This is a genomic window from Mycobacterium sp. IDUB_24, assembly GCF_055419385.1.
The window spans coordinates 241,506-263,918 of sequence record NZ_JBVAXO010000004.1 but is presented as its reverse complement, the minus strand read 5'-3'; the positions used below and the strand labels follow the sequence as shown (position 1 = coordinate 263,918).

At 66.5% G+C, this 22,413-nt stretch carries 19 protein-coding genes and 1 pseudogene; 7 read left to right on the top strand and 13 right to left on the bottom strand.

Annotated elements, in window-relative coordinates; translation table 11 throughout:
• The first annotated feature begins 55 nt into the window (after window positions 1-55).
• Window positions 56-1,093, top strand: a complete 1,038-nt coding sequence (locus ACZYZF_RS16645; RefSeq protein WP_463746341.1) for an aldo/keto reductase — start codon at window positions 56-58, stop codon at window positions 1,091-1,093.
• Here the strand turns inward: ACZYZF_RS16645 and ACZYZF_RS16640 are convergent.
• Window positions 1,065-1,586: a gamma carbonic anhydrase family protein gene (locus ACZYZF_RS16640; protein ID WP_463746340.1), complete on the bottom strand. Its 522-nt coding sequence runs from the start codon at window positions 1,584-1,586 to the stop codon at window positions 1,065-1,067. The two genes, ACZYZF_RS16645 and ACZYZF_RS16640, sit on opposite strands and share 29 nt — an antisense overlap.
• A 110-nt stretch (window positions 1,587-1,696) precedes the next feature.
• On the opposite strand from ACZYZF_RS16640, the gene ACZYZF_RS16635 reads away from it, so the two are divergent.
• Complete coding sequence (locus tag ACZYZF_RS16635; protein ID WP_463746339.1) at window positions 1,697-3,004, top strand: MFS transporter; 1,308 nt, start codon at window positions 1,697-1,699, stop codon at window positions 3,002-3,004.
• A gap of 156 nt (window positions 3,005-3,160) precedes the next feature.
• The gene (locus ACZYZF_RS16630) at window positions 3,161-3,868 is read left to right on the top strand and encodes a fasciclin domain-containing protein (RefSeq protein ID WP_463746338.1); all 708 of its coding nucleotides are present in this window, start codon (window positions 3,161-3,163) and stop codon (window positions 3,866-3,868) included.
• A gap of 90 nt (window positions 3,869-3,958) precedes the next feature.
• Here the strand turns inward: ACZYZF_RS16630 and ACZYZF_RS16625 are convergent, their stop codons facing one another.
• Genes ACZYZF_RS16625 through ACZYZF_RS16615 form a run of 3 tightly spaced genes read right to left on the bottom strand, consistent with a single transcriptional unit; the run spans window position 3,959 to window position 7,044 of the window.
• A complete protein-coding gene (locus ACZYZF_RS16625) occupies window positions 3,959-5,101 on the bottom strand; it encodes an acyl-CoA dehydrogenase family protein (RefSeq protein WP_463836315.1) in 1,143 nt (380 codons plus the stop codon).
• Between the two features lie 3 nt (window positions 5,102-5,104).
• Window positions 5,105-5,899, bottom strand: a complete 795-nt coding sequence (locus ACZYZF_RS16620) for a crotonase/enoyl-CoA hydratase family protein (protein ID WP_463836314.1) — start codon at window positions 5,897-5,899, stop codon at window positions 5,105-5,107.
• Window positions 5,896-7,044, bottom strand: coding sequence for a thiolase family protein (locus ACZYZF_RS16615; protein ID WP_463836313.1), 1,149 nt, complete (start codon window positions 7,042-7,044; stop codon window positions 5,896-5,898). Before ACZYZF_RS16615 ends, ACZYZF_RS16620 begins: the two co-directional genes overlap by 4 nt.
• 201 nt (window positions 7,045-7,245) lie before the next feature.
• Here ACZYZF_RS16615 and ACZYZF_RS16610 point away from each other — a divergent pair, with 201 nt between their 5' ends.
• On the top strand, window positions 7,246-8,037 hold the full coding sequence (locus ACZYZF_RS16610; RefSeq protein ID WP_463746334.1) for a FadR/GntR family transcriptional regulator: 792 nt from the start codon (window positions 7,246-7,248) through the stop codon (window positions 8,035-8,037).
• Here the strand turns inward: ACZYZF_RS16610 and ACZYZF_RS16605 are convergent.
• The 3 genes from ACZYZF_RS16605 to ACZYZF_RS16595 form a co-directional block, all read right to left on the bottom strand.
• Window positions 8,034-9,767: a DUF3556 domain-containing protein gene (locus tag ACZYZF_RS16605; RefSeq protein WP_463836312.1), complete on the bottom strand. Its 1,734-nt coding sequence runs from the start codon at window positions 9,765-9,767 to the stop codon at window positions 8,034-8,036. The genes ACZYZF_RS16610 and ACZYZF_RS16605 overlap by 4 nt on opposite strands.
• Before the next feature lie 104 nt (window positions 9,768-9,871).
• Window positions 9,872-10,396: a DoxX family protein gene (locus tag ACZYZF_RS16600; protein ID WP_463746332.1), complete on the bottom strand. Its 525-nt coding sequence runs from the start codon at window positions 10,394-10,396 to the stop codon at window positions 9,872-9,874.
• Between the two features lie 22 nt (window positions 10,397-10,418).
• Complete coding sequence (locus tag ACZYZF_RS16595; RefSeq protein WP_463836311.1) at window positions 10,419-11,183, bottom strand: SDR family NAD(P)-dependent oxidoreductase; 765 nt, start codon at window positions 11,181-11,183, stop codon at window positions 10,419-10,421.
• 24 nt (window positions 11,184-11,207) lie between these two features.
• Between ACZYZF_RS16595 and ACZYZF_RS16590 the strand changes: the two genes are divergently transcribed.
• Entirely contained in the window at window positions 11,208-11,810 is a 603-nt protein-coding gene (locus tag ACZYZF_RS16590) for a TetR/AcrR family transcriptional regulator (protein ID WP_463836310.1), read from the top strand.
• A gap of 13 nt (window positions 11,811-11,823) precedes the next feature.
• Here the strand turns inward: ACZYZF_RS16590 and ACZYZF_RS16585 are convergent, their stop codons facing one another.
• The 5 genes from ACZYZF_RS16585 to ACZYZF_RS16565 all read right to left on the bottom strand — a co-directional run bounded on the left by ACZYZF_RS16585 (window position 11,824) and on the right by ACZYZF_RS16565 (window position 16,104).
• A complete protein-coding gene (locus tag ACZYZF_RS16585; protein WP_463836309.1) occupies window positions 11,824-13,080 on the bottom strand; it encodes a WS/DGAT domain-containing protein in 1,257 nt (418 codons plus the stop codon).
• Window positions 13,070-13,975, bottom strand: a complete 906-nt coding sequence (locus ACZYZF_RS16580) for an alpha/beta fold hydrolase (protein WP_463746329.1) — start codon at window positions 13,973-13,975, stop codon at window positions 13,070-13,072. The genes ACZYZF_RS16585 and ACZYZF_RS16580 overlap by 11 nt, the downstream gene beginning before the upstream one ends.
• On the bottom strand, window positions 13,972-14,709 hold the full coding sequence (locus tag ACZYZF_RS16575; protein ID WP_463836308.1) for a hypothetical protein: 738 nt from the start codon (window positions 14,707-14,709) through the stop codon (window positions 13,972-13,974). Before ACZYZF_RS16575 ends, ACZYZF_RS16580 begins: the two co-directional genes overlap by 4 nt.
• Window positions 14,706-15,335 (bottom strand): Mce protein, encoded by a 630-nt coding sequence (locus ACZYZF_RS16570; protein ID WP_463836307.1) that lies wholly within the window; start codon window positions 15,333-15,335, stop codon window positions 14,706-14,708. The genes ACZYZF_RS16575 and ACZYZF_RS16570 overlap by 4 nt, the downstream gene beginning before the upstream one ends.
• A 127-nt stretch (window positions 15,336-15,462) precedes the next feature.
• The gene (locus ACZYZF_RS16565; protein WP_463746326.1) at window positions 15,463-16,104 is read right to left on the bottom strand and encodes a TetR/AcrR family transcriptional regulator; all 642 of its coding nucleotides are present in this window, start codon (window positions 16,102-16,104) and stop codon (window positions 15,463-15,465) included.
• 90 nt (window positions 16,105-16,194) lie between these two features.
• On the opposite strand from ACZYZF_RS16565, the gene ACZYZF_RS16560 reads away from it, so the two are divergent.
• The gene (locus ACZYZF_RS16560) at window positions 16,195-17,067 is read left to right on the top strand and encodes an alpha/beta fold hydrolase (protein WP_463746325.1); all 873 of its coding nucleotides are present in this window, start codon (window positions 16,195-16,197) and stop codon (window positions 17,065-17,067) included.
• Window positions 17,064-19,615, top strand: a pseudogene (locus tag ACZYZF_RS16555) (aminotransferase family protein). The gene ACZYZF_RS16560 and the pseudogene ACZYZF_RS16555 overlap by 4 nt, the downstream one beginning before the upstream one ends.
• Here the strand turns inward: ACZYZF_RS16555 and ACZYZF_RS16550 are convergent.
• On the bottom strand, window positions 19,573-22,413 hold the full coding sequence (locus tag ACZYZF_RS16550; RefSeq protein WP_463836306.1) for a helix-turn-helix transcriptional regulator: 2,841 nt from the start codon (window positions 22,411-22,413) through the stop codon (window positions 19,573-19,575). The pseudogene ACZYZF_RS16555 and the gene ACZYZF_RS16550 overlap by 43 nt on opposite strands.

The window sequence follows — 22,413 nt, the reverse complement described above, 5'->3', positions numbered from 1 at the left end:
TATCCCGTTAGCGCCGCGTTCCTTATCAGGAAGACAATCCCGTTAAGGAGTGGTAATGGAATATCGCAGAGTGGGCGACTCTGACCTCATGGTCTCCGAGCTGAGCTTCGGCGCAGCGACTTTCGGTGGCTCGGGCGAGTTCTTCGGCGCCTGGGGCGACACCGGGGTCGACCAGGCACGGGCGATGGTCGATCTGGCCCTGGAGGCCGGCATCAATCTGTTCGACACCGCGGACGTGTACTCCGACGGCGCCTCGGAGGAGGTGCTCGGCGCAGCTCTGCGCGGACGCCGCGACCGCGTGCTGATCTCCACGAAGGCCGCGCTGCCGACCGGCCCCGACGACTGGGGTACCTCACGGGCGCGCCTGTTGCGGGCCGTCGATTCCGCGCTGACACGTCTGCAGACCGACCGGATCGACCTGTTCCAGTTGCATGCCTACGACGCGTTCACGCCGATCGAGGAGGTACTGCAAGCACTCGACACGCTCGTCGAGCAAGGCAAGGTGCGCTACACCGGAGTGTCGAACTTCTCCGGATGGCAGCTGATGAAATCCCTGAGCCTCGCCGAAAAACACGATCGCCCAAGGTATATCGCACACCAGGTGTACTACTCACTGCTCGGACGCGATTACGAATGGGAACTCATGCCGCTGGCGATGGCCGAAGACATCGGCGCGCTGGTGTGGAGTCCTCTGGGCTGGGGCCGGCTCACCGGGAAGATCCGCCGCGGCCGCCCGCTGCCGCAGCGCAGCCGGCTGCACGCCACCGCGGACGCCGGGCCGCCGGTCGACGACGACTTCCTCTACGGTGTCGTCGACGCGCTCGATGCAATCGCCGCAGAAACCGGCAGAACCGTGCCACAGGTCGCACTCAACTGGCTGCTGCGCAGGCCGACGGTCTCGTCGGTCATCATCGGGGCCCGTGACGAGCGGCAGTTACGCGACAACCTCGGCGCGGTCGGGTGGGCACTGGATGCCGAGCAGATCGCGCGACTGGATGCCGCAAGCACCCGCGAGGCGCCGTATCCCTACTTCCCGTACTTCCGGCAAGACGGATTCGCGCGACTCAATCCGCCTCTCGGTGCAAACCGGTGAGATGCGTGTAGGCCGCCGCGTTGAGCTGGTTGTGGCCGACCTCGTCATCACTGAGTTCCCGGCGCACCTTGGCGGGCACACCAGCCACCAGCGAACGCGGCGGCACCACCATGCCCTGGGGCACCACCGCACCGGCGGCGACCAGTGACCCGGCCCCGATCACCGCTCCGTTGAGCACCACCGCGCCCATCCCGACCAGGCTGTCCTGCTCGACGGTGCAGCCGTGCAGCACCACGTTGTGCCCCACCGTCACGCCCGTGGCGATCCGGCACGGAAAACCCGGGTCGACGTGGACGGTCACCCCGTCCTGGATGTTGCTGCCCTCACCGACCTCGATTGGCTCGACCTCGGCGCGCAACGTGGCGCCGTACCAGACGCTGGTACCTGGGGCCAGCGAAACCTGGCCGATCACACTGGCATTGGGGGCAACCCAGGCATCCGGGTCGATCTGCGGGGTATGACCGGCGACGGACACGATCAGCGGCTCTGGCATGCCGGTCATGGTAGACAGCAGCCCGCCGGCTCTCACGGGTGGCATGTTTTTGATGGTGGCTGTCGTTTACCCCTCTGGCCTGGACCGCCATCCTCGGCAACAGTGGTCGGGTGACTCGAAACCTCGGCCGGGCCGCGGTCCCCCAGCGCGTCCGCATCCATTGGGCCTGGGTGGTCGCCGCGGTGAGCTTCGTGGCAATCCTGGGCGCGGCCGGGTTCCGGTCCATTCCGGGCGTGATGATGAATCCGCTGCACCACGAGTTCGGCTGGTCGCACGGCACGGTCGGGCTGGCGATGTCGGTCAACATGATGCTGTACGGGCTCACCGCGCCGTTCGCCGCCGCACTCATGGACCGCTTCGGGGTCCGGCCGGTGCTGACCGTGTCACTGCTGCTGATCGCGACGGGTTCGGCCTGCAGCATCGCCATGACGGCCACTTGGCAGTTGGTGCTGCTGTGGGGCGTCCTGGTCGGGATCGGCACCGGGTCGATTTCGATGGGATTCGTCGCGACCATCGCCACCCGCTGGTTCGAGCAGCGCCGCGGACTGGTCACCGGTGTTCTCACCGCCGCCAGCGCCACCGGACAACTGCTGTTCCTGCCGGTCGTCGCGGCCGTCACCACACAACACGGCTGGCGCTGGGCATCGTTGATCGTCGCGGCCGCCTCACTGGCCGTCGTCCCGCTCGTCGCGGTCTTCATGCGCAACCGCCCCGCCGACCTGGGTCTGGCCCCGTACGGAGCAACTGAGCTTGCCCCGTCCGCCCCGCCGGCGGGCGGCTTCAAGACCGCATTCGACGGTCTCCGCATCGGCGCGCGGACGCGCGTGTTCTGGCTGCTGGCCGGGAGCTTCGCGATCTGCGGAATGACAACCAACGGTCTGATCGGCACGCACTTCATTCCGGCGGCCAACGACCACGGCATGCCCACGACGGTCGCCGCCGGCCTCCTCGCCACCATCGGAATTCTCGACGTCGCCGGCACGGTGTTCTCCGGCTGGCTCACCGACCGCGTGGACCCCCGGCTGCTGTTGTTGGTCTACTACGTGGGCCGCGGCCTGTCACTGATGCTGCTGCCGTCACTGCTCTCGCCGCACGCCGAACCGAGCACCTGGGTCTTCGTCATCTTCTACGGCCTGGACTGGGTGGCCACCGTGCCGCCGACGATCGTGCTGTGCCGCGACTACTTCGGGGATCGTTCGCCAGTGGTGTTCGGCTGGGTCTTCGCCTCCCACCAGATCGGCGCGGCCATCGCAGCGGCTGGTGCAGGGTGGCTGCGGGATCTCAACGGCGATTACGACCTGGCCTTCCAATTGGCCGCCGGCCTGTGCTTCGTCGCCGCGGGACTTTGTCTCAGCATCAGAAAAGCCCAGGTCACAGACACTGAGACGGTCAAAGTGGACAGCTCGGCTTTGCCGTAACCGCAACGTAGCGCTTACCATCCGATGCGGCGCCGCGGGGAACGCTGAGCCGGTGGTGCTCGCGGTCGCTCGCCATAGTCGCGCGGCGAACCGCGTAACGCGGCACCGGCAGCCGACGAATAAAGGCTAGGCCTGAGCGGGAGGAAAACCCACCAAATGAAGACTCGCACCAAGACACTGGGCGTTGCTGCGGCAGTCGCCGCCATCACGGCGTCGCTACCGCTGGCCGTCACCGCCTACGCCGACCCGGCGCCGACGACGACCGCAGCTCCGGTGGTGGAGATCCCCGACCCGCAGGGCTCGGGCTGCGACAACTTCAAGAAGGCCATGCCGGATTGGAAGAGCCTCGCGGATCTGCCGGCCGGCAAGGTTCTGGCCAGCATCCCGGACATCAGCACCTTCAACGCGGCGCTGTCGGGCGGGCTGAACCCTGACGTCAACATCGTGCCGGTGCTCGACAACGGCCCGTACGTGATCTTCGCGCCGACCAATGACGCGTTCGCCGCCATGGAGCCCGGCAAGCTCGACGCGCTCAAGGCCGATCCGGCCGCGCTCACCAGCCTGGACTACTACCACGCGTTCCTCGGCCTGCTCGGCCCCGATGACGTCAAGGGCCAGCGGCCGACCCAGCAGGGCGCCGAGGTCAAGGTGAGCGGCAAGGGCGGCGACATCAAGGTCAACGACACCGCCAAGCTGGTTTGCGGCCCCATCCAGGCGCAGAACGCCCGGATCTACCTGATCGACGCCGTGCTCGATCCCAACACCCCGCCGGAGGCCCTGGTGCCGACCGTCTCGGGCACCAGCACCACGACCACGACGAAGGCCCCGGAAGCCACCCCGGCCGCCGACGCCCCGATCGGCTGATCTCTTTCTCTGCGCGACTCAGCGCGAGCAGACGCAAATGTCCCCGACACGCCGATGTGTCGGGGACATTTGCGTCTGCTCGCGAGAGAACTAGACGCCGAGCTCGCGGCCGATGATCTCCTTCATGATCTCGGTGGTGCCACCGAAGATCGTCTGGATACGTCCGTCCACGTAGGCACGTGCGACGCGGTACTCCATCATGTAGCCGTAGCCGCCGTGCAACTGCACGCAATTGTCGACGACCTTCTTGGCGACCTCGGTCGCCCACCACTTGGCCTTGGCGGCTTCGACCGCCGTCAGCTCACCGTCGACCACGCCCTGCAGGCAGCGGTCGATGTAGGTCTCGGTGACCTCCAGCTCGGTCTCCATCTCGGCGAGCAGGAACCGGTTGTGCTGGAAGCTACCGATCGGCTGACCAAATGCCTTGCGGTCCTTGGCATATTGCAGCGTCTCCTGGAAGACCGCACGGGCACCATAGATCGCCGAGATGGCGATCGAGAGCCGCTCCGACGGCAGGTTGGTCATCAGGTGGTAGAAACCGCGACCTTCCTTGCCCAGCAGGTTGGCGCCCGGCACGCGTACGTTCTCGAAGTTCAGCTCAGAGGTGTCCTGACTGTGCAGGCCCATCTTGTCGAGCTTGCGGCCACGGGTGAAGCCCTCCATGCCCCGCTCCACCACGAACAGCGTGAAGCCCTTGTGGCCGGCCTCGGGGTCGGTGCGGGCCACCACGACGCACAGGTCGCAGTTGATGCCTGACGAGATGAATGTCTTGGACCCGTTGATGATCCAGTCGTCACCGTCGCGCACCGCCGACGTGCGGATACCGGCCAGATCGCTGCCCGCACCCGGTTCGGTCATCGCGACGGCGATGATGGTCTCGCCGCTGGCGATGCCGGGCAGCCAGCGCTTCTTCTGCTCGTCGTTGGTGAGGTCCTTGAAGTACGGACCGACGACATCGTTGTGCAGGCTCAGCGCCGGGCCGTGCACGCCGGCCTTGGCGACCTCCTCGTCGATGATGGCGTTGAACCGGAAGTCATCCGAGCCGCCGCCGCCGAACTCCTCGGGCATGTTGAAGCCGATGACGCCGTACTTGCCGGCGGCCGTGTATGCCGACCGGTCGACGATGCGCTCGGTCTCCCACTTCTCGGAGTTGGGGACGAGCTCACGCTCGATGTATTCCTTGACCGTCTCGCGGAATGCTTCGTGTTCCGCGCTGTAGATCTGCCGCTTCATGGCTTACCTTGCCTTCCAAACAGGTTCACGCTTCTGAGCGAAGGCCATCGGCCCTTCCTTGGCGTCCTCGGTCTGAAGCAGAGTGGTGAATTCGCGGTTGGTGCGCTTCCATCCGTCCTTGTCACCGGTGATGACGCCCTCGTCGACGCCGTAGGCGACGCGCTTGCTGGCCTGCACGGCCAGCGGTGCGTTGCCGGTGATCCGTTCGGCCAGCTTGAGCGCGGCGTCCACAACGGTGCCGTCTGGCACGACCTGGTTGATCAGTCCCCAGCGCAGTGCGTCGGCCGACGGCATCGGCTCACCGGTGAACAGCAGTTCGTTCGCCACCTTGCGGGGCAGCTGCTCGGCGATGCGGAACACGCCACCGGCGCCGGCGATCAGGCCCCGCTTCACCTCGGGCAGACCGAATTTGGCGCTTTCCTCGGCGACAATCAGGTCACTGGCCAGGGCCAGTTCGGTGCCGCCGCCCAGCGCGGTGCCGTTGACCGCGGCGATCGTCGGCTTGTCGATGAAATGGCTGACGTAGCCGGCGAATCCATATTCTGAATGCTCGGGGTGAAAGAGGTTCTCACCCCGCGAGATCGCCTTGAGATCGGCGCCCGCGCAGAACGACTTGTCACCCGATCCGGTGAGCACGACCGCGCGGATCTCGGGATCGTTCTGGGCCTGCTCCAGTGCGTCGCCGACGGCGATGCTGACCGAGGCGTTGATCGCGTTGCGCGCCTCGGGCCGGTTGATGGTGATCAGCAGTACGTTGCCGCGCTTCTCTACGAGCGCACCGGGCTGGTTGTCGGTCACAGGAGCTCCAGGATGGTCGCGTTGGCCTGGCCGCCACCCTCGCACATGGTCTGCAGGCCGTACTGAATGTTGTTGTCCCGCATGTGGTAAAGCAGGGTGGTCAGGATACGGGCACCGGAGCCGCCGAGCGGGTGGCCCAGAGCGATGGCACCGCCGTTGGGGTTCAGACGCTCCTCGTCTGCGCCGATGTCCTTGAGCCAGGCCATCGGCACCGGGGCGAACGCCTCGTTGACCTCGAACGCGCCGATCTGATCGACAGTCAGGCCTGACTTGGCCAGCGCCTTCTGGGTGGCCGGGATCGGCGCGGTCAGCATGATGACCGGATCGGCGCCGGCGAGCACTGCGGTGTGCACCTTGGCAAGTGGCTTGAGCCCCAGGTCTTTTGCCTTGTCGGCGGACATCACCAGCAGTGCGGCCGAGCCGTCGGAGATCTGGCTGGAGTTACCGGCGTGGATCACACCGTCCTCCTTGAAAGCCGGCTTGATGGCGGCCATGGACTCGACCGTGCCGCCGCGACGGATGCCGCCGTCCTCCAGAACTGCGTTGCCGTCCTGATCTGTGATCCCCACGATCTGATCCTTGAAGGCGCCCGCGTCCTGTGCGGCAGCGGCCTTTTCGTGTGACCGCAGCGAGAACTCGTCGAGCTGGGTGCGCGACAGCCCCCACTGCTCGGCGATCATCTCGGCGCCGACACCCTGGTTGGGGGTCTTGTTGTCGTAGCGCGCCCGGAAGGCGTCGGGGTACGGGTGCCCGCCGCTTGCCAGCGACGATCCCATGGGGGTGCGCGACATCGACTCGACGCCACCGGCGACGACGACGTCGTAGTGCCCGGCGACGACGCCTGCGACGGCGAAGTGGAGGGACTGCTGGCTGGAACCGCACTGGCGGTCGACGGTCACGCCGGGAACGGTCTCGGGCCAGCCGGCGGTCAGCAGGGCGGTGCGGGCGATGTCGAGGGCCTGCTCACCGGCCTGCATGACGCAGCCCCAGATGACGTCGTCGACGAGGGCGGGGTCGATGCCGGCGCGCTGCACCAGGCCGTTGAGCACCTGGGCCGACAGCTCCGACGGATGCACACCGGACAGGGCGCCGTTGCGCTTCCCGACAGGTGACCGGACGGCCTCGACGATGACGGCTTCAGCCATGACTTCTCCTTTGAAGGGTTGGGGCGCTACCCCGGTTGGACCCGATGGGGCACTCGAGGTGAAAATATCCCAGTAGGTTTACTAGGTCAACCTACTGGTTGGTAGGGCCTGACATACCGTTTCCTCGGTGTACAGATGGTTTACTGAGTTGTACAGCTGGCCATCCGGCCGGCGCAAAGTTGTCTCACCTGGGAGTGTCTGGTGGCTCGAACCACACCGCTGGCGCCGATGATCGGCCCTGACGCGATCGCACCGCAGGCACCGGTCCGTTCCCCCAAGACCGCCGAGCTCGTCGCAGGCACGTTACGGCGCATGGTCGTCGACGGCCAGCTCAAAGAGGGCGACTTCCTGCCCAACGAAGCCGAACTCATGGAGCACTTCGGGGTCAGCAGGCCGACGCTGCGCGAGGCCGTGCGGGTGCTGGAATCCGAGCGTCTGGTCGAGGTACGACGTGGCTCCCGCACCGGAGCGCGGGTTCGTGTTCCCGGCCCCGAGATCGTCGCCCGTCCGGCCGGGCTGCTGCTCGAACTCTCCGGCGCCGACATCGCCGACCTCCTGGTGGGCCGCGCGGCGATCGAGCCGATGGCCGCCCGCCTGCTCGCCGAGAAGGGTGACGAGGCCGCATTCGCCGAACTTGAGCGCATGCTCGACGAGCACATCCCGAAAGACCATCAGTCAGACCAACTGGCCGCGACCACCGGCGACTTTCACCGCCGGGTCGTCGAGCTGTCGGGCAACGCGACACTCGGCATCATCGCCGGCATGCTGCACGAGATCACCGTGCGCCACCATGCCTTCCTGTTCAAGGAGCGCAGGCCGGTGTCCAAGTCCGACTACGACAAGCTGATGCGGTCCTACCGCAAGCTGATCCAGATCATCCGCTCCGGTGACGGTGACGCGGCCGAGGCGCACTGGCGCAAGCACCTCGACACCGCGCGCATCCTCATGCTGCGGGACATCGAGAGCGTCAAGGTGCGCGACGTCATGCGCTAGTTGTTGTCCGCCGATTCCACGGTGTAGACCGGCAGCTCGTCATCCCAGGGCTGGCGCGTCACCATGTCGGCGACCTTGACGTATCCCCGCTCGAATTCTCCGGTGGCCGCGTCGACGAGCCGGTACTGCTGGGTCTGATGCTGGATCGGCTGAGCGTCGAGCATGACGATGCGCACCTCCCCCGGCTCGAAGTGGCACCGCTTCTGCAGGGCTGCCACCAGTTGCTCGTTGCTCATGTGCCCGTCGCCGAAGTTCCAGCCGATGGCGGTCGAGACGATGCGCTCCCCGTCGGTGAGCGTGTAGTCGTCCTCGTTGTGTCCGGCCATCGCCCGGTGCGCCAGGGTAAATAGGGCCCGGCCGTGAGAGTTGAAGCCGCGGAACGCATATCCCATGTACAGATACATCTGGGCGGTCTCCGGGCTGCCGTAGTACCGCTCCATCTGCGCGGCGGGCATGCTGGCGATCGCGACGATGTGCTTCTCGATCTTCTCCGCTGCCGAGGGCTTGACGCACCACAGGGAGGTGTCCCAGTTACCCGCGTAGTAGCGCATACCCGGCAGGAACGAGACCTTGCGCGGGAACAGGTTTCCCAGCACCACCGTGCCCGCGACCACGGCGAACAACACGAGCGGCCACGGGCTGGTGAGATCCCCCAGCCCGATACCGGCGTGCCCGACGAACAGCGCCAGCACCGAGAACATCATGAAGACGTTCCACTCCAGCGGCACGCCCATCGGAATGGAGCTCAGGATGCCGAAGTGGAACACCAGCATGACAAACGCGGCAATGGCGGTCACCCAGCCACCGTGGGAGAAGAACAGCACCAACGGCACCAAACCCTCGATGGCAGTGGAGAAGTGGGCCAAAAACCGCGACGGCCGCCCCGGCCGGAGATCATCGGGGAAGTGCTCGAAGAATCTCCGCTTGATCCAGCGAGGCCGGAACACCGGATTGTTGCTCATCATCGTGGAGATGACGAACGGGAAGTGCTTGTTGAGCTTCGAGGTCGCCGCGCCCAGCCAGATCACCATGCAAACCAGCTTGGCCGCGATGATGATGTCCCCACCGCTGAAGAGAAAGCAGACCGCCAGCGAGCCGTACACCTCGCCGCGGGCGGCCAGGAAGATCACCTTGTCGCGCAGGCCGGCCACGGCCAGCAGACCGATGATCGTGGCGGTCTGCCACACCGGCAGCACGCCGATCTCGCTGCCGAGTTCCGGGATGGGCCCGGTGCCCTGCGAGAACAGGGCGATGACCAACACCACCAGCAGCGCCCCGTACAGCACGACGTCGGCGACGGTGCGGCTGTCCCCCTTGGTCAGTGGCACCCGGGTCGGCCACGGTGGCAGCCGAATCGTCTTGGGCCGCAACCAGTACAGGACCGATCCCATGGGCGGGAAGAACCGGTTGTTGAGTGGGCCGAAGCCGCAGCCGAGGCCGATGACCTCGAACAGCATCGTGTAGAACACAACCTTCTGGTAGACGATCGGCTCCGCATACCAGGCCGCGACGTTCGTGAATCCGTCGACGCCCTGAGTGCCCAAGGCGATCAGCCAGGCACCCAGGATGTACGCCAGGATCTTCACGACATAGAAGAGGTGCAACGCAATCGGAGTCCCGAAGCCGACCTCCGCCCAGTGCCGCGCCATCGGCCGGATCTTCTCCGCGCGGGTGCCCTTGCTCCACTGCTCGAAGTCGATCTCGGGAGATACCTGTTTGAGAAAACCCATGCCGGTCAGACTAGAACGTGTTCTATTCCGTCCTCACGTGAACAGACACATATGTACCCGACACGCCGGTGCACAAGGTGCATATGCGTCTGCTCGGCGGAGATCTAGTTGGTCTTCACCGGCGGGCGGAAGAAGATCACCAGCTGGCCGATGCCACCGGCCAGGCCGAGAACGATGGCGATCGCCAGGCCGCACCAGCCGTACAGAAGGTGGTAGAAGCTGCAGTTGGAGAACAGCAGGTGATCAAGGCTGTAGCGGCCGGCGCCGGTGCCGGCGATCGCCACCGCGGCCACCGCCAGGATCAAGTTGTACTCCCAGCCTTCCTTGACGATGAAGAAGCCGTTGTGCCGGTGCACGGTCCAGGCCGCCACCAGCATCAGCGCCACGAACCCGGCTGCGGGCACCGGGGTGAGCAGGCCCAAAGCCAGCCCGAGGCCGGCGGCGATCTCGGTGCTGGCCGCGACCCGGGCGTGGAACAGGCCCGGCTTCATACCGATGCTGTCGAACCATCCCGCAGTGCCGGGGATCCGCCCGCCACCGAAGAACTTGTTGTAGCCGTGTGCTGCCATGGTGAGGCCGAGAACCACGCGCAGGAGCAGGATCGCAGTGTCGTAAGCGGAGGAAGGCATGCAACAGAATGTAGGACATCTGTTAAGCCGCCGCCCAGCCCCCATCCACACTGAGGATCGCCCCGTGGATGTTGCCGGCGTCTTCACCGGCCAGGAACACGACCGCCGCAGCGACCTCCTCGGGCGTGCTCATCCGCCGCGACGGGATACGGGCGAGCACCGGTGCGACGTGATCGACAGCCTCCAGCGCCCGCTCCGTGGCGATGGGCCCCGGGGCCACGGCATTCACCCGCACCCCGCGCGGACCGTATTCGACCGCCCACGACTTGGTCAGCGAGTGCACGGCCGCCTTGGTCGACGAGTACAGCGCCGATTGATCTCCTCCGATCAACCCGGTGATCGACCCGACGTTGACGACTGCGCCGTGGCCACGCTCGGCCATCGCCGGCACCAGGGCGCCGGTCAGCAGGAAGGGTGCGATGACGTTGGTCTGATACGACTCGAGCAGTGCTTGCTCGGACACCACGCCGGTGGGTTCCGGCATCCCCCACACCCCCGCGTTGTTGACCAGGATGTCGATCTGACCGCCGGCGGCCTCGGTGGACTGTCGCGCGAGGCGCTGCACCTCGTCTGCCCCGGCCCCGAGATCGGCGGCGACAAACTCGGCCCGCCCTCCGGTTGAGCGGATCTCGGCGACGACGGCATCACCACGCTCCTTGCTGCGGCCGCTGACTATGACGAAGGCGCCCTGGGCCGCGAGAGCCTTGGCGATGGCGACGCCGAGGCCGCCGGTGGAACCCGTGACAAGTGCTGTACGGCCCTGCAGGCGCGTAGTGTTTGGACTCATGAGTCCAGGTATAGGCCGCTAAAAATGGACCTGCAAGTCCAAAAGTTGACGTCCAAGGGCGAGACCACCCGGCGCCGGATCATCGAGGGCGCCGCCGCGGTGATCCGCAGCCACGGTGTGGCCGCCACCACGCTCGACGACATCCGGGCCCACACCCAGACCTCCAAGAGTCAGCTGTTCCACTACTTCCCCGACGGCAAGGACCAATTGCTGCTCGCGGTCGCCGAACGCGAGGCCCAGATGGTGCTGGAGGATCAGCAGCCCTATCTCGGCGAGTTGACCTCATGGGCGGCCTGGCAACGCTGGCGTGACGCCGTGGTCGAGCGGTATCGACGCCAAGGGCAGAGTTGCCCGCTGAGCCTCCTGATGTCGGAGATCGGCCGTACCACTCCCGGCGCCCAGGCCGTCACCAAAGCCCTACTGCGGCAATGGCATGACGAGATCGCCGCCGGTATCCGGCATATGCAGTCGCAGGGGAAGATGGCCGCCGGTCTGGATGCTGACCAGGTGGGCGCGGCAGTCCTGGCAGGGATCCAGGGTGGCGTCAGCGTGATGTTGGCCTCCGGTGACCTCAGCTACCTGGAGTCCGCCCTGGATGTCAGCATCGCGATGCTGCGCCGCGGCTAGCCCGGAAGGCGGATCACAAGCTGGCTTCGAGCCGGTCGAGGTACCCGTCGACGTCCCCGATCGCCGACTCCGCCGCGAACACGCTGATCGAGATGGTGTCCCCCACACCCGTCACGCAGTGGGTGAGCCCCACCATCGGCGACAACCCGGGAAACGCGGCCGCCAACCGCACCGGCATGCCGCCGAAGCTGAAGTCCGCGGCACCGCAATTCACGCTCGACACCACGGTGTTTCCGGTGACGGTCGACGAACGCACGTCGGGATTGAATTGGCCGATCCCCCAACGCAACAGCGGAGCCGGGGTGGCGGCGAACGCACGCTCCGAGGCCCGCATCGCGGGGTGCCCGGCGCGCGCCCGGCGCGCCGCCAGCTCACCGGCGATAGCGTCGCGCCGCGGCGTCACCGGTAGCGACGGATGCAGGCCCACGCCGACCGTGCCGAAATGGTTGTACGCCTGGCGTGGACCGGATTTCGCCATGGTCACCTCGGCGCCAAGGGTGGCCGGATCCGTCCCGAGCTCATGGAGCTGACCGGCCAGGGCCTCGGAGATGCCGGCCAGGGCACACACTGTCACGGTGGCGCCGGACAGCTGCGCCCGATCGCGGACAACCGTCCGCATGCTGCGGATACCCGTCGGATGGTCGTTGGTCCGGAGCGGCGGACGGGGCGTCGCGGCCGGCGGCACCCGCCCGGCCTCGGTGTCAGCCACCAGCTGCCGGTACGCACGGGCCGCCTCGACGCTTCGCCACGGCAGCATCGCGGGATTTCCGTGCACCGGTGTCACCGGCGCAACCGGCCCCGGACGGCCGAACATCACCGCCGCCGGACCGCAGGTGCGGCCACCGCCGCCGAGGGCGTGGGTGATCTGCAGGACCGCAACGGTGCCGGCACCGGCCACGCCGGGTATCCCCTCGACTCCGGGGAATACGTGCACCCGCCACGGCGCCAGTTGCGCATCGAGCTGAGCGTCCACCAGCTCACTGACGGCGGCCAGGCAACCCAGCCAGGTCGGCTGATCGAGATCGTGCACCACGAACCGGGATTCGTCGACCCGGGCCGGCGTCCAGGCCGGGTAGTGCAGCCGCGAACTGTCATCGATCCGTTGCGACAGGTCCGGGCTGGTGCACGCATTGGCGACCAACTCGCCGAGTGCGCCCGGCAGGTCGGCAGGTACACCGTCGAATCCGTACAGCAGGAAGGTGTCGTTGGGCATTCTGGACGACATCCAGAACATCTGCGCATCGACCGCAGTGAGTCGGTTAGCCGGCACGTCCGACGAAGTCCAGGATGCGGGCGGCCGTGACGTCCGGCTGATCGAGCTGCAGGAAGTGGCCGCCGGATTCGACGAGGTGGGCATCGCTACCCGCTGGCAGCACCTCGCGCACCCACCGGATGTAATCCGATGTGGCACAGCCATCGTCAGTGCCATGCAGGTACAGCGACGGCAACACCGGAGGCAACAGCCAGTGCTTGTGCAGCTCGGCGTACTGCGCCGGCGGGTTGCTCATGCGGATCGTCGCCCGGTAGTAGCCCAGCGCGGCACGCCACCGGTCCGGCGCACCGATCGCGGCGTCGACATGGCGTAGGTCCTCGGCCGCGTCGTATCCCGGCGACCATGTCTTCCACAGCCGGGGCACCACCCAGGACGCGGAACGCTCAGGAAGCCAAGGCAATTGGAAGTACATCATGTACCAGCTGCGCAGCGCCTGACGCGGCAACCGGGCCAACAGCTTGCCGGCGTCGGGCACCCGGCCCAACGGCTGAAACGATGCCAACGGCGGCACCGACATGATCACGGCCTTCTTGAATGGGCTGTCCGGCAGCGCAGCCACACCCGAAGCGGCCATGGCGCCCCAGTCGTGGCCGATGATCACATCGCGTCCGGTCGGCCCGACCGCCTGCAGCAGGCGCAGCGCGTCGTCCATGAGCGCACCGACATGATAGCTCCCGTCGGCCGGGACCGACGAGGGAACGTAACCCCGCATGAACGGTGCCACCACTTTCCAGCCGGCCTCTGCCAGAACCGGCGCCACCTTGCGCCAGCCGTAGGCCGTGTCGGGAAAACCATGCAGGCACAACGCAACCGGACCATCGTCAGGGCCCCACGCCAGCGCCCGCAGTTGCACCGCGGGGGTGGCGACATCGATCCAACGCGGCTCGGTCACAGCGGCACCGGCTCATACTTGGACATCAGCCAGCTGCCACCGTCTTTGACCATCGTGGCCCGTGCCACCGACGGTGTCTTCTCCGGCATGTTGTCTCCCACCTGGACGCTCTGGTTGACGAACAGCACCACCTCGACGCTGTCCGGCTTCGCGGTGACCGTCCCGATCCGCAGCACATCGGCGACGGCAGCGATCCGCTGAGCGTGCGCGGCCGGGATCACCTCGTTGATCATCGCGGTGTAGGTACCGAGGAACTCCCCGGTCATCCGGTCTCGGGCCGCGGTGAGCTGCTGATCGACAGTTTCGGTCTCATACGACAGCATCTGGACGGTGATCTCTTTGGCCGCTTGAACCGATTCGACTCGGGCCGTGTCGCTTTCGTTTTGCACCACAGTCAGCCACCGGAACACCCCGGAGGCCACTGCCAACACCAACGCGATCGCCGCCAGCACGATCGGCACGCTGATCCGCGAGCGGCCGGGGGACGACTCGGGTTCGGCTGCCGCGACGGGCTCCTCGACGGGCTCGTCTGCGCCGGCGTCGACCGTTTCCTCGACTGCCGCCCCCTCGGGCGCGGTGTCCTCGGGCGCGGTGTCCTCGGGCTCAGGGCCCGCCTCCTCGAGGCTTACCTGTTCAGCGCTTTCCTGTTCAGTGCCTGCCGGCTCGGTGGTCTCCGCAGAATCCGCTCTCGCCTTACGCCGCCCCGCCGGCGGCATCTTGTGCCGGCCGCTCACTGGATGAACTCCACGTTGGAAACCTTCGCCTGGCCATCAATATCCTGCACCGTCAACACCATTCGCCACACCTGCGGAGCTTGCTCGGGCACACCCGCATTCGTAGACCGAACGGTCACGGACATGAGCACGTCGGCCTTGCCATCCGAGTAAGACTCCAAACCCGAGGCGGTCACCGTGCCTACAGACTTCGACTTGATCTGCTTGACCACGTCGAGGAACGACTTCGAACGTCTCTCGAAATCGTCGTAGAACCGTCCGGTCGATGAATCGAGGACCCGCTGGATGTCGTCTTCGGCGTGTTCCCAGTCGATGCTCGTCAGATTGGTCGCACCCTGCCGCGCGGTCTCCACGAACATGTCACGCCGCTGCTGTTCGTGGTGGACCTGGTAGAAGTCGTAGCCCAGCCAACCTGTCAGTGCCGCCAGCGCCACGACCAGCGCCACTCCGACAAGCCCTGTGTATGAGCGCACGAAGCCCCGCGGCTTGGTTGTCGCGTCCTCGGCGTGTTCACGCTCGTCGTCAGCAGCCTCGTCGTCAGCCTCTTCGACACCCTCGGTTTCAAGGGCGGACTGGCTCGACTTCTCGGTCTCGACCGGCTCGACGTCGACGCTGTCGTCTGCCATTCATCTGCTCCTCGGTGGCACTGCAGTGACGCGTGCGATGGCACGCGTGCGGTCCAACGTACGTGGCACCGGTCACATCGCAATAAGCGGTACCGGCAGTCCCGAATAGGCCGCGCGGGTGACTCTCCTAGGTGCTGCCGGGCTCCCTGCACGTGATGCGCGCCCCTACCGCGCGCAGCGCAAAGTCCACCACCGCGGCCTGCGTGACCTCGCACTCGCCGTCGGAGATGAGCCGGGACAGCACGTGGCTGACCACCGCGCCGATGGCGACCGCGTCCTGCTTCGGTTTGGCCAGCGGAAACGACCCGTCGTCGAGACCCCTGCGCAGGATGGCCGCCAGTGATCGTTCGCGGTCGTCGTGCCACTGCTCACGGGCCGAGCGATAGCCCTTGGCCGCACGCACCTCGTCCGAATCGAGCACCGTCATGTGCATTGACAGCCGCTCGTCCAGCAGCAGGCCGAAAAGTTGGTCGAGCCAGACCCGCAGCTGATCGGCGGGAGAGCCGTTGAATTGCGCGGCGATCCGGTCGAGCCGGCGGGCCAACGAGTCACCCTCACCCCGCATCATGGCCAGGAACAACGCATCCTTGGATTCGAAATGCCGATAGAAGGCTCGGGTGGACAATCCGGTCTTGGCCAGCATCACTGCCACCGGCACCGCTCCGCGATGGGGCTCGGAAAGGCAACTGAAGGCGGCCTCGATGATGACGTCACGCTCGCTGACGTCGCCCACCACCTCATCCGCCGCGGGGCCCGGCTCGATCTGCACGATTGACAATTCTAGAAACAGCGGGTCGCAGATGCGGCGAAAAACCTCCTGGGTAACGTGACTTCCCGGGGCCTGCCGAGAGGAATGTCCGTGAGTACCGGGAAAACCGAGCACAGCGAATCGCGCGTCGTCACGTTCCGCGGCGTCGATGACCTGAATCTGGTCGGCGACGAATGGAACCGGGACGCCGCGTCCGCTGCGGACCGACCAACCGTTCTGCTGCTACACGGCGGTGGGCAGAACCGGTTCTCCTGGAAGAACACCGGTCAGATCCTGGCCGACGACGGCCTGCACGTGATCGCCCTCGACGCGCGTGGTCACGGCGACAGCGACCGCTCACTGAGCGCGAACTATTCGGTGGAGGCGCTGAGCGCCGACGTGCAGCACGTGCTGTATCAGGTCGGCCGCCCGGTGGTGCTGATCGGGGCCAGCATGGGTGGGCTGACGAGCATCCTGGCCGCTCATGAGGCAGGCCCGGAACTGGTCACCAAGCTTCTGCTGGTCGATGTGGTGCCCCGGTTCGAGAAGAGCGGGAGCGCGCGTATCCGCGACTTCATGTTCACCAACGTGAACGGCTTCGACTCGCTGGAGGAGGCTGCCGAGGCCGTCGCGGCCTACCTGCCCTACCGCACCAAGCCGCGCAGCCCCGAGGGCCTGAAGAAGAATCTGCGCCTGCGCGACGGGCGCTGGTACTGGCACTGGGACCCAGCCTTCCTCACCAAACCCGAGGACGATCCGTTCGCCCGCGTCGACAAGCTGGAAACGGCCGCGATGAACCTGTCCATCCCGATCCTGCTGATCCGCGGCAAGCTCTCCGACGTGGTCAGCCCCGAAGGCGTGCAGGACTTTCTGAGGAAGGTGCCCGCCGCCGAATTCGTCGAGTTGTCCGATGCGGGGCACACCGCGGCCGGCGATGACAACGACGCGTTCTCCGAGGTCGTCGTGGAGTTCGTCGGGCGGTGAGCGCCGACCGCGAAACCGTAGGGTTCAACTTTCTGCGCGAGCTTGAGCTGCCCGCACCCCAGGTCGGTGAATCGTCCGCCCGCGACATCCTGGCCGCCCACTTCGGCCTGGTGGCAAGCGTGAAATCGCTGGGCAGCCAACAGGATAAGAATTTCCTGGTGCGTGACGGCGACGCGATCACCGGGGTGCTGAAGATCGCGAACCCCGCGTTCAACGAGATCGAGCTGACCGCTCAGGAATTGGCCGCGGATCTGATCGCAGCAGCCGAACCGGATTTGCGCGTGGCGCAGCCGTTGCCCAACCAGCGCGGCGAAAAGCTCACTGCGGTAACCGGTCTGGGCTTGAACCGGAACGACGACACCGCCTACGTGCGACTGCTGCGACACCTGCCCGGCGGAACCCTCATCGAGTCCGGCTACCTGCCGCCGGCCACGATCGCCGAACTGGGTGCACTGGCCGGGCGGGTCAGCCGAGCATTGGCCGCTTTCAGCCATCCCGGCCTCGACCGGATCCTTCAGTGGGACCTGCGTTACGGCGCCGAGGTGGTGTGTCGCCTGGCGGCCCACGTCGGTGACGACGCTGCGCGTTCCCGACTCGAGACCGCGGCCGATGAGGCGTGGACACGCATCGCACCACTGGCCGTCACGCTGCCCCGGCAGGCCGTGCACATGGACCTGACCGACGCCAATGTCGTGGTCTCCCGTGACATCGGCGGTGCCGTGCACCCCGACGGCATCATCGATCTCGGCGATCTGGCCGACAGTTGGGCCGTGAGCGAACTGGCCATCACACTGTCCTCGGTACTGCAACATCCCGGAGCCGACCCGGTGGCCGTGCTGCCCGGCATCCGAGCCTTCCACGCCATCCGGCCCCTGAGTGTTGCCGAGGCAGAAGCGTTGTGGCCGTTGCTGGTTCTGCGCACTGCGGTGCTGATCGTCAGCGGAGCACATCAGGTTGGTTTCGACCCGGACAACGACTACCTCACCGAGCAGTCCGACGGCGAGTGGCAGATGTTCGAGTGCGCCACCTCCGTGCCGATGGACGTGATGACGGCGCTGATCAAGGCCGACCTCGGACTGGCTGCACCGTCTGAGCCCATACAGGTTGACCGGCCGATGCTCGCCCTGCCGGGACCGGTGGTGACGCTGGATCTGGGCGCAACGTCCGATGATCTGAGCGACGCCTTCACGGCCGGCGGCTGGGTGAAACCCGACATCGAAGACCGCGCCCGCTGCTCGGATTACCGGCACTACCCGTCGAACATGCCGAGCACGATCTGATGGCCCGGCGCGACCGGGCGTTCGCCCCCGTACAGGAGCACTACTACCGCCGACCGCCGCGGATCGAACGGGGCTGGCGACACTTCCTGATGTCCACCAGCGGGCGTTGTTACCTGGACATGGTCAACAACGTCACGGTGTTGGGCCACGCGCACCCGCAAGTCGCGGCGGCAGCGACCCGGCAGCTGCGCAAGCTGAACACCAACTCGCGGTTCAACTATGCCTCCGTCGTCGAGTTCAGCGAACGACTCGCTGGGCTGCTACCGGACCCGCTGGACACGGTATTTCTGGTCAACTCCGGATCTGAGGCCAGTGACCTGGCGCTGCGGTTGGCGACCGCGGCGGCCGGGCGCCCCGATGTGGTGGCAATGCGCGAGGCGTATCACGGCTGGACGTATGGCACCGACGCCGTGTCGACCTCCACCGCGGACAACCCGAATGCGCTCACCACCCGGCCGGATTGGGTGCACACTGTCGAATCGCCCAACAGCTTCCGCGGTAAGTACCGCGGAAGCGAGGTCGGGCGATACGCGGTGGACGCGGTGGCCCAGATCGACCAGTTGATCGCCGAGGGGCGCGCACCGGCTGCATTCATCTGCGAGACGGTCTACGGCAACGCCGGCGGCATGGCCCTACCCGACGGATACCTGCCGCAGGTCTACGCGGCGGTGCGCAGGGCGGGCGGATACGCGGTCGCGGATGAAGTGCAGGTCGGCTACGGCCGTCTGGGCGAATGGTTTTGGGGCTTCGACCAGCAGGGTGTGGTCCCCGACATCGTGTCGATGGCCAAATCGGTCGGCAACGGCTACCCCCTGGGGGCGGTGGTCACCAGCCGAGCGATCGCCGACGCCTTCCGCAGCCAGGGCTACTTCTTCTCCTCCACCGGCGGCAGTCCACTGTCATGCGCGATCGGCATGACGGTGCTCGACGTGCTGAACGACGAAGACCTGCAGGGCAACGCGTCCCGCGTCGGCGCGCATCTGAAGTCGCGACTGGAGGAACTGGCCAGGCGGCATCCGATCATCGGCACCGTTCACGGTGTCGGCCTGTACCTGGGTGTCGAGATGATCCGCGATCCCGACACTCTCGAGCCAGCCACCGAGGAAACGGCCCTCATCTGTGACCGGATGCTCGAACTCGGAGTGATCATCCAGCCGACCGGCGACCACCAGAACATCCTGAAAACCAAGCCGCCATTGTGCATCGACATCGAAGCGGCCGATTTCTACGCCGACACCCTGGAGCGGGTACTTACCGAAGGCTGGTGAGCGAGGCTGTCCGACATGCCCCGAAGTTGCCGACGAGAGGTAACCGAGAGCTTGACGAACACTTTCCGCAGGTGCCACTCGACGGTGTGGGTGCTGATGAACAGCTGCTCTCCGATCGCAGCGTTGGTCAGTCCGGCTGCTGCGAGCCGCGCGATCTGTGCCTCCTGAGCCGTCAGAACATCGCCGCCGGCAACCGGCTGTCGGCCCGCCCGCTCCCCCTTCGCGATCAACTCGCGCCCGGCACGATCGGCGAAAGCCCGGGCACCAAAGGCACAGAACATGTCGTGCGCGATGGTGAGCTGCTCCTTGGCCGCCGACCGGCGCTTCCGACGGCGCAGCCATTCCCCGTAGCGCAGATGGGCCCGGGCCAGGTGGACCCTGATGCGGGTACGTCCCAACCGGTCGATCGCCTCACGGTAGTGAGCCTCGGCGTCTCCATCGCCGGCCACCAGAGCCCGTGCGCTCGCCAAAGTCCCTAGGGCCCAATCCGTGTCGCGAACCGATATACGCTCGGTGAGGCGCCCGCAGGCCTCCTGCGCAGCGTCGATGTTGCCGATGCGGGTCGCCGCCTCGATCAGTTCGACCAGATACCATCCGTACAGTCCGAGGTCCTCATACTCGGCAGCCTGCCGGGCCGCGGCGAACGCCTCCTCATAGCGGCCCAGACCATTGCAGAGCACGGCGGTCGCATATCGGGCCAGACCCAGCACCCGGCCTTCCCCAGAGGCAGATGCCGTCTCGGCACCAGCCTTGAGCGCATCGAGATGGTCCGGATCACCCTTCCACGCATCCAGCGCAAGAGAGTGATAGCGCAGCGGTGAGTAGTAGCGGGTCGACAGGGAGGTCGAATCAGCCTCCGTCAGAAGGTCTTCGGCGGCAACGAGCTCGCCGGCCAACATGTGCACGACGGCCCGGTAGGCCAGGGTCTCCGGAAGCAGTGCCAACGTGTCGGACGCCCGGACTCGTCGCACTGCCGCCGTGGAGAGCCGGTGCACCAACCCGTCATCCCATAGTTCATAGGCCGTGGACTGCTGGATGATAAGCAGCGCGGGCACCATCCACCGCGACGCCTGGGAATCGGCATCACGACGATGCGCACCCAGCTCCTCCACCGCCGCCGGCAATCCCTCCCCGGCATACGGAACACCGATGATCTGAGCCGTCATGCCCCGCAACACGGTGCCCACCGGCCCAGAACCGGTGGATAGGCTTTCGATACCGCACCGCGCGGTCTCGGCCGTCCGCGCCACGTCCGGGATATCTCCGAGCCGGCCTGCGTACATCGCCGCAGCGAGAGCTTCAAGATGCGTCTCAAGGCTCACCTCAGCGTCGAAGTGCTCGAATTCGACTGCAGCATCACTCATCCGGGATGCGATCTCACTCAACGAAGCCGCCCTGCCGTCGCCGCTGCGCCGCTTGGCGAACTCCATCTGCGCGGACAACCGCGCGGCTCGCGCCCGCTGCAGGCCGGTCATCGGTGCGAGGCCCGCCATGGCGAGCAACTCGTCGGCATCGGAAAAGGCGCCGGCATCGAGCTTGGCCCGCGCTGCGGCCAGCGCGCGGTCACAGCGAAGTTCCGGAACCGATGTCAGGACCGCGGCCCGCTCGAGAAATGTTGCGGCAACCGCCACACCGTTCCTCGCGTCCGCATGACCGGCAGCGACTTCCAGTTGCGCGGCCACCTCATCGTCGGGCCACGTCGCGGCGTTGGCGATATGCCAGATCCGGCGGTCCGGATCGATCTCGACATCGGTGACTTCGGCCAGTACACGGTGCATCTCGCGGCGTACGGACGGGGCGGCAGCGTGGTAAGCGGCCGACCGCGCGAGTGGGTGCAGAAACCGCACATCGGAGTCTATTTCGACCACTCGGGCGGCTACCGCCGGCGCCAGCACGTCGGCAGTGATCCCCAGGCTGTCCGCGACGCGACCCAACACAGCGGCATCGCCGACCGGCTCGGCCGCAGCGGCGAGGAGCAGCTGCCGAGTCGATCCGGGCAGCGCGCGGATCAACTCTACATAGTCGAGTTCGATTCTTTTGGCCCCCGAAGGGGTGTCGCCGCGGCGCAGCGCCCCGGCAAGTTCTGCGGCGGCACGATCACGCGGAAGTGAAACCAAAGCAAGCGGATTACCGTGGGTCTCGGCGATGATCCGATCGCTGACGCGCGGGTCGAGACGGGTCATCATCACCGTGCCCAGCAGGACTCGCGCGTGCTCATCCGACAACGGGCCGATCATCCGTTCGGGCAATCCGCTCAACACGTCTGCCCCGAGGTCACGAGTCGCGAACACCAACCCGGCCCGTTCGGTGGTCAATCGCCTCGCCACAGCAGCCAGAACCGCCAGCGTCACGGGGTCCAGCCAATGTGCGTCATCGACGACCCAGACCAGCGGCTCATCGCGGCAGGCAGCGGTCAGCAAATTCAAAACGGCTGAGTGCACCAATTTTTCGGTCGGCGGCGCACCGGATCCCAGTCCCAGAATCACCACCAGTGCGTCGCGTTGGGCAGTCGGCAGTTCGGCGAGGTGGCCGAGCAGCGGTCGGCACAACTGCTGTAGGCCGGCGAAGTCGAGATCCATGTCGAATGGCACTCCGGTCACCCGTACCGATCGGTAGTGCCCGACCCGCTCGAGAAGATGGTTCAGCAACTCGGTCTTCCCGACACCGACCTCCCCGCGCAGCACCAGAACCCTGCCCCCGCTCCGCACTCCCGTGACCAGATCCTCCAGAACCCGGCATTCGGTATCGCGTCCGATCAGCACGCGCGCACCGGCATCGTGAAAAGATTTCCGCCACAT